General features: G+C 72.6%; 7 protein-coding genes. 3 read left to right on the forward strand and 4 right to left on the reverse strand.

Annotation, left to right across the window (positions count from 1 at the left end):
- Positions 1–45: 45 nt before the first annotated feature.
- Positions 46–972 (reverse strand): MBL fold metallo-hydrolase, encoded by a 927-nt coding sequence (locus ACFU7Y_RS37310; protein WP_224275607.1) that lies wholly within the window; start codon positions 970–972, stop codon positions 46–48.
- Between the two features lie 30 nt (positions 973–1,002).
- Complete coding sequence (locus tag ACFU7Y_RS37315; RefSeq protein ID WP_380771026.1) at positions 1,003–2,253, reverse strand: MFS transporter; 1,251 nt, start codon at positions 2,251–2,253, stop codon at positions 1,003–1,005.
- A gap of 141 nt (positions 2,254–2,394) precedes the next feature.
- Between ACFU7Y_RS37315 and ACFU7Y_RS37320 the strand changes: the two genes are divergently transcribed.
- The 3 genes from ACFU7Y_RS37320 to ACFU7Y_RS37330 all read left to right on the forward strand — a co-directional run bounded on the left by ACFU7Y_RS37320 (position 2,395) and on the right by ACFU7Y_RS37330 (position 4,628).
- Positions 2,395–2,604 carry a hypothetical protein gene (locus tag ACFU7Y_RS37320; RefSeq protein ID WP_380771027.1) on the forward strand — a complete coding sequence of 70 codons (210 nt, stop codon included), beginning with the start codon at positions 2,395–2,397 and terminating at the stop codon, positions 2,602–2,604.
- Positions 2,591–3,979: an amidase gene (locus ACFU7Y_RS37325; protein ID WP_380771028.1), complete on the forward strand. Its 1,389-nt coding sequence runs from the start codon at positions 2,591–2,593 to the stop codon at positions 3,977–3,979. Before ACFU7Y_RS37320 ends, ACFU7Y_RS37325 begins: the two co-directional genes overlap by 14 nt.
- A gap of 82 nt (positions 3,980–4,061) precedes the next feature.
- A complete protein-coding gene (locus tag ACFU7Y_RS37330; protein WP_224275614.1) occupies positions 4,062–4,628 on the forward strand; it encodes a TetR/AcrR family transcriptional regulator in 567 nt (188 codons plus the stop codon).
- A gap of 445 nt (positions 4,629–5,073) precedes the next feature.
- On the opposite strand, the gene ACFU7Y_RS37335 is transcribed toward ACFU7Y_RS37330, so the two are convergent.
- Entirely contained in the window at positions 5,074–5,397 is a 324-nt protein-coding gene (locus tag ACFU7Y_RS37335) for a hypothetical protein (RefSeq protein WP_380771029.1), read from the reverse strand.
- A 36-nt stretch (positions 5,398–5,433) separates the two neighbouring features.
- Positions 5,434–6,648: DUF6519 domain-containing protein (locus tag ACFU7Y_RS37340; protein ID WP_380771030.1), on the reverse strand; the 1,215-nt coding region annotated here is incomplete at its 5' end.

Raw genomic sequence — 6,648 nt, forward strand, 5'->3', positions numbered from 1 at the left:
GCCTGCGCTCCGCGCGGCCGACCACGGGCCGGACCGGCCACGTGGTCAGTGCAGGACGGTCCGCGGGGTGGCGGGGACGGGCGCGAGCCGGTAGGCGTTCTCGTGGGTAACCACGAGGCCGGCGGTGGGCGGTGCGAAGTGCGTGCCGAGGACCAGGGTGTCCGTGTCGGCGAGGGAGCCGAGCAGCTTGCGGCGCGAGGCCTCGGACTGCGCCGGGTCGATGTCGACGCAGGCGCCGATGGCGGGGTGGGCGAACTGGACCGGGTGGTGGATGCAGTCGCCGGTGATCAGCGCCGTCTCCCCCTGGCTGGTCAGCTCGACGGCGATGTGGCCGGGGGTGTGACCGGGCGTGGGCAGCAGGCGCAGGCCCGGGGCGATCTCGACACCCTCGGCTGGGACGTCGACGAGGTCGAGCAGCCGTGCCTCCTCGACCGGGACCACGGAGTCGCGGAACATGTGCCTGCGTGCCTCCTCCATGTCGTACGTGGCCCAGAACTCCCGCTCGGCGCGGGATGTGACGTAGCGGGCGTTGGGGAAGGTGGGGACCCACTCGCCATTCACCTCCTGCGTGTTCCAGCCGACGTGGTCGGCGTGCAGGTGGGTGAGGATCACCAGATCGACGGAGTCCGGGTGGAAGCCGGCAGCGGTGAGGCGCTCGAGAAAGTCGGTCCGCAGGTTGTGCCACGCCGGGTTGGCCCGCTCCTTGCCGTTGCCGATGCCGGTGTCGACGAGGATGCGCAGCCCGCCGACGGTGAAGGCGAAGCTGTGGCTGTCGATGTGCAGGATGCCCTCGTGGTCGGCGAAGTCAGGTTGCAGCCAGTCCTGGTGCTTGACCACGTCCGTGGTGGCGTTCGGCAGCAGCCAGGGTCCGGTCGCGGGTGGCAGGAGGACCTCGTCGATGCGGTGGACGGTGACAGCGCCCACGGCCCAGGAGGGGATGGCGGTGGTCTGGCCGGTCGGTGAAGCGTTCATGGTCCGTCGTTCCTTTGTTGTTCGGTGGTTTCAGCGGAGGTGGCCGTCTGTGATGCGGAGTGCCTTGCGTCCAGAGGCGGTGAGTGCTGCCGCCGCCGCGACGGCGAGGAGTGCGGCGGCCACGGCGTAGGCAAGGGAAGCAGTCCGCAGTCCGAAGTGTTGGGCGGCGGCGCCCGTGGCGATGGCGGGCAGGCTCATGGACAGGTAGCTGAGGACGTAATAGGCGGCCAGGGTCGTGGCGCGGTCCCCTTCGTCGAACGAGGCGAGCATCATGCGGAGCGCGCCTTGGGAGACAGCGCCGAAGGCGATGCCGGCCAGGGCCGCGCCGCCGTAGACGGCGGTCAGGCTGGCGTTGTGCAGACCGAGCAGGCTCAGGGCCGTGGAGGGGATGACCACCAGGGTTCCGCCGGTGGCGGCGGCGAGCGGCGCGGTCCTGCGCAGCCTCCACACGGTGAGCGCGGCCCCGGCACTGACAACGAAGAAGACCATCCCGGCAAACACGTGCGGGGCGCCGGGGGCGACCAGGCGTACGAGCGCCGGTCCGAGGGAGGAGTAGAAGCCGCCCAGCGCCCAGACGGCGGCGACTCCGGTGCCGGCTGCCAGCAGGGCGCGGCGCGCCGAGGGCGGCACGGCGAGCCGCGGACGCAGGGAGCGCAGCGCGCCAGGGTGTGGGTGGGCCGTCTCCGGCGTCAGGATGACCGCGATCGTCTGGGCGGCGAAGAGTGCCGCCAGGACTACGTACACGGTGGCCGTGGGAGCCGGAACGAAGCGCACGAGCAGGGTGGAGACCAGTACGCCGGCCGCCATGCCGACGATTGGGGCGATGCTGTTGGCCAGGGCGGACCGGCCGGGACGCCGGGGGTCCTCAAGGTCGAGGAGGGCGGCGCCCGCGGCGCTGGTGGCGGCGCCCGTGGCCGCCCCTTGCAGGATGCGGGCGGCGATGAGCGGTCCGGCGCCGTCCGCCGAGGCCAGCAGCAGCATGGAGGCTGCCTCCAGGACCAGGGCACCCATCAGGACGGGCCGCCGCCCCAGGTGGTCGGAGAGCTCTCCGACGATGAGCAGGGCCACCAGCAGCGTCAGGGAGTAGGCGCTGAAGACCACCGTGATCGTCAGGGCGGTCAGGCCCCATTGGTCCTGGTACAGGGGGTACAGCGGCGTCGGCGCACTGGAGGCGGCCAGGAGGAGGGCGACGATCGACACGTCGAGGGCGAAGGAGGCCGCGCGGGTGCGGGCTGCGGGGCACAGGCATTGCGCTGCCGCGTCTGACGTGGCGTTGGACATGGAAACCCTCCCGCTAAACGCAATTGGTTTGCTTTAATCCACGGTAGGCCCTAGTGTCAGCTAAAGCAAACTGTTAGCTTTTGGCGCGGAGAGTTGCCCGAGGCTGCTTCGTTGCTCCAGTCCGATCAGGAGAGAACGTTCATGTCCGCTGCCGAACTCACGCCATCGGAGGCGGCCCGCTGGGCCGACCGCGCCGGGCTCCCACTGTCGGCCGACCGGCTCGCCGCGGTGGCCGCCACCGCCAACCACATCCAGTCCGTCGTCGCGATCCTGCGGGAACTGGACTTCGGAGACACCCCGCCTGCCGCCGCCTACCGCGCCGGAGAGGAGAAGAACGATGCAGCCGTATGAACTGTCCATCGCCGCAGCCGCTGACGCGATCCGGGCGCGAAAGCTGTCCCCCGTCGAGCTGGTGGACTCCGTCCTCGACCGCCTCGAGCAGGTGGAGCGGCACCTTCAGGCATACGTCACCGTCGCGGCGGAGGAGGCCCGCCGGGCGGCGCGCGAGGCTGAGCAGGATGTCGCAGCCGGCCGTCTGCACGGCCCGTTGCACGGCATCCCCATGGGGCTGAAAGACCTGATCGACGTCGCCGGCGCGGCCACCACGGCCAGCTCCCGGGTCCGGGCGGACCACCGCGCCGAGGCCGACAGCACGGTCGCCGCCCGCCTGGCCGCGGCCGGTGCGGTCCTGCTCGGCAAGACGCACACCCATGAGTTCGCCTACGGTCTGACCACCCCGCAGACCCACAACGCCTGGGATCGGGGCCGGGTCGCCGGCGGCTCCAGCGGCGGTTCCGCCGTCGCCGTCGCCGCGGGCGCCGCGACCTTCGCTCTGGGCACCGACACCGGCGGATCGATCCGGGTGCCCTCCGCGCTCAACGGAGTCGTCGGCCTCAAGCCGACCTACGGCCTCGTCCCCCGCCACGGTGTGACGTCCCTGTCCTGGTCGCTGGACCACGTGGGCCCGATCACCCGCACCGTGGAGGACGCCGCCCTGGTCCTGTCCGTCCTGGCCGGCCACGATCCCCGCGACCCCGCCTCCCTGGTCACCGCCGGCCCGGACTACCGGCCCGGCGGCGCCACGGAACTGACGGGCCTGCGCATCGGCGTGCCGCGCAACTACTACTTCGACCACGTCGACCCTGAGGTGGAGGCCGCCGTCCGGCTCGCCACAGCCGAGCTCGAGAGCCTCGGAGCGCAGCTCGTCGAGGTCGAGATCCCGATGACGCGCTACATCCAGGCCACCCAGTGGGGCCTGATGGTGCCGGAGGCCACCGCCTACCACGAGCGCACCGTGCGCGCCGTCCCCGAGCTGTACCAGGCTGACGTGCGGATCCTTCTCGAAGTCGGCGAGCTGATGCCGGCCGGGGACTACCTGCGCGCCCAGCGCTCGCGCACCCTCATGCAGCAGGCCTGGGCCCGCCTGCTGGAGGAGGTCGACGTGATCGCCGCCCCGACGGTCCCGGCCACTGCGGTGAAGGCGGACGACGAGTCGATCACCTGGCCGGACGGCACCGTCGAGGGGGTCTCCGACGCCTACGTACGCCTCTCCGCCCCCGCCAACATCACCGGGGTGCCCTCGCTGTCCGTCCCGGTCGGCCACGACACGACAGGCCTGCCCATCGGCATGCAGCTGCTCGGCCGCCCCCTCGGGGAGCCGGTGCTGCTGCGGGTCGGTCACGCCTACGAGCAGATCCGGCCCGCACGCCGGCTGGCAGCGGTGTGACGAACCGACGGAGTGGCTCCGGCCGCACCGGCCGGGGCCAGGACGAGCGCTTGAAGCAGCATATTTGCTTTAAGGTGGTTCCATGAGCCGAAAGACCATGGTGCGTCCCGGTGGGCGCAGCGCCAGGGTGCAGGCGTCGGTGCACGCCGCCGTGCGCGAACTCGAGGCGGAGGTGGGCCGCGAAGCCCTCACGGTACCCCTGGTGGCCACCCGCGCCGGAGTCACCCCGTCCACGATCTACCGTCGCTGGGGCGACCTGCAGGAGCTGCTGTCGGACGTGGCGGTCGAGCGTCTGCGGCCCGAGACGGCGCCGGAGGACAAGGGAAGCCTCAGGTCCGACCTTGAGGCCTGGGCCGAGCAGTTCCTGGAGGAGATGTCCGTCCCCACGGGCCGCGCCTACATCCGCGACGCCCTGCTCGGCGACCCGGACGGCACCAACGCCGGCCAGTGCTCGGCCTACGCGGCCGAGCAGATCGACGTCATCCTCGACCGCGCGGTCGGCCGCGAGGAGAACGCACCCGACGTCGAGACAGTCCTCGACCGCGTCGTCGCCCCCATGATGTACCGCATCCTCTTTCGTCCGGAGGGGCTCGACACCGCGTACGCGCGTCGGTTGGTGGTCGGGCTCGTCGGGTCGAACGATCGCTGATCGAACGCCCCTGCGGCCGGCTCCTCCGCTCCCGAGCCGGACTGTTGCACCCTGCCAGCCGTGGCCACAACACCGCCGCCAGGGGTGGGACGGCTGGAATGTCGTCTTCGCTCACCAGGGCCGTTTCGCGGTCCCGGTTCACAGTCGCGTCGGTGCCGCCTCGTCATTCGTTCCGACGGTGGCGGCCCCTGCGGGCTCGGCTCAGCCGGGCCGTGTGGGGCGGCGGCGCGGGTGAGTCGGCGGTTGACGGCGAGGGCGAGGGCCCAGGCGTGACCGTCACCCCTGACACCCACACCCCCTGGGCTGGGCGACCCGGCCAATCCCGTTCCCACGAGGGGCTGACCCCCAAGACCCCGCCGCTCCCGGTCCCCCAGACCTCTCGTCAGTGGGCTGAGCCCCCCGCCCCGCCGACCGCTCGGAAGACCGGCGGAGCGGGGCCTCCGGCTCATGTGACGAGCGCGTAGCTGGCGAGCCGTTCGCGTTTCCGCTGGCCAGGACCGAGGTGGAAGCCTGTACATCTACCCCAGGCGAGGTAGTAGGCGATCTCGTCGGGCTTGGTGGTGCTGCGGCGGGCCAGCATCCAGCGCCGGCGGGTGGGCTGGTCGCCGTCGAACTCCCCGATGGCGGGCAGGCGGGCGGCGGCCCAGTCGCAGAAGCGGTCGCCCTTGGCGCCGTGTCCGGCGGACAGCCTCTGCCAGGCCTGGGGCGGGGCCTGGCCGATGAGGTACTCGATGCGCGGGCCGTGGACCTGCTGGGGCGGGTCTGACAATTCGCGTCGGACCCGGCGGGAATTGTCAGACACGCCCTACTGCGGGGTGGGGGCGGTCAGCGGGGCGAAGGTCTGCCGGAGGTCGACGACCGTGGTCGGGCCCTTCACCCAGGCGAGCGGGGCATGGTGCACCCGGACCCCGGCCGGTTCCCGGAGCAGCGCTTCGCCGGCCGCGTTCTGCGGCCACTCCACTGAGCCGGTGGCGGTCCGCGCGGGGATGAGCCAGTAGTCGCCCCGGGTGTATTCGCCGCCCGGTCGGAAGTACACCTGGACGCCGTCCTCCAGGTCGAGCCAGGCGCCCTCCTGGAGCTGCAGGGCGCCGCCGGCCAGCGGCAGGGCGTCCCGGCCGCGGGGCGCCCGGTGGTCCCAGCGGCGCAGGAACGGGTGGCGCTCGGCCAGCCGCCCGACCTCCGGCACCGGTTCGGCGGACAGCCGCACCCGGCGCCCCGGCAGGTCGGTCTCCTCCACCTGGAGCAGGTTCGCCGCCTCGCCCCGGCTGACGTACGCGCTGTCCGCGACCTCGACCCAGTCGCCGACCGAGAGGCTGAGCTTGTCGTCGTCGCCCAGCGTGGTGAGGTCGACCCAGACGCCCTCGATCGAGGCGATCGGCAGGACGACCGAGCCGTTCTCCCGGGACCACTTGAACGTGGCGCAGCCCTCCGCCGAGCCGCCGTGGTGGACCTCCACCCGGTACAGCTGGTTCTCCGGACCCCGGTAGCCGGCCTCGGGGTGGGCCAGGCACGGTTCCTCGCTCGCCCGCTCCGGCCGCCGGGCGCGCGCGGCCAGCAGCCCGCCCGGCCGCTCGTGCGGCTCGGCCCACGCGTCGAAGGCCTCCCTCACCCGGGACGCCCCGCCGTCCGGAACACTCAACTCCGAGGCGGGCAGGGCGAGTACCTGCCAGACGAGCTTGGCCCGGGCCGCCGTGTCGGGCATCGCCGCACCGAGCGCGACCTCGCGGATCTCCGGGTCCTCGACGGCGATGACGCTGCGCTCCCAGACCTTCAGGTAGACCAGGAACGGGAATTCGCCGGGCAGCCGGTCGCCGTCGCGCTCCTGGTCCCGGTAGGCGTCCGGCTGGTCCCAGTACGTCCAGCCGGCGGGCGCCTCCCGGGCGTCGCTGCCGTTGCCCTGGCCGCCGTCGTCGGGCACGGCGATGCCGGGCTCGGGCCGGTCGGCCTCGCACAGGATGCCGTCCACGTAGTAGCGGCCGCCGCCGATGGTGAGGTCGTCCACGTCGTGGTTGCCCGGCAC

The sequence above is a fragment of the Kitasatospora sp. NPDC057542 genome (genome assembly GCF_042801945.1).
Taxonomy (GTDB): domain Bacteria; phylum Actinomycetota; class Actinomycetes; order Streptomycetales; family Streptomycetaceae; genus Kitasatospora.